The organism is Paenibacillus sp. MMO-58 (assembly GCF_037146255.1).
Taxonomy (GTDB): domain Bacteria; phylum Bacillota; class Bacilli; order Paenibacillales; family Paenibacillaceae; genus Pristimantibacillus.
Genome location: NZ_JBBCVY010000044.1, coordinates 1 through 459, shown reverse-complemented (window position 1 = coordinate 459; position 459 = coordinate 1). Strand labels below are relative to the sequence as shown.

The window sequence follows — 459 nt, the reverse complement described above, 5'->3', positions numbered from 1 at the left end:
TGGCGGAGGGGAACCACGCGTTCCCATACCGAACACGACCGTTAAGCCCTCCAGCGCCGATGGTACTTGGACCGCAGGGTCCTGGGAGAGTAGGACGTCGCCAAGCAGGTGAACTTAAAATGCAAGTTCATTACCAACTTTTGTGAGTTGACCGTAATAAACGAGCATGCTAAGATAACCTTCCGTCCGCAAGACGGAACAATTTGTTCCTTGAAAACTGGATAGCGAAAGAATGAAACATCCTTAAGCAATTATTGAATGTGTGCGAAGGTTGTTTCGAGTGGAGTGTGACTTTTGCGCGTTTATTTCAACCATTAGTAATCTAATCAAGAAATAAACCGCAAGGAGCAGTCGACCGAAGCAATCGGAGCATTAGGTTAAGCTAATAAGAGCGCACGGAGGATGCCTAGGCACTAGGAGCCGAAGAAGGACGTGGCGAACAACGAAACTGCCTCGGGG

At 48.6% G+C, this 459-nt stretch carries 1 rRNA gene; it reads left to right on the top strand.

Annotation, left to right across the window (positions count from 1 at the left end):
• Positions 1 to 106: ribosomal RNA gene (rrf, locus tag WFJ73_RS33230) — 5S ribosomal RNA — on the top strand; the annotation flags it as partial.
• Positions 107 to 459: the final 353 nt, after the last annotated feature.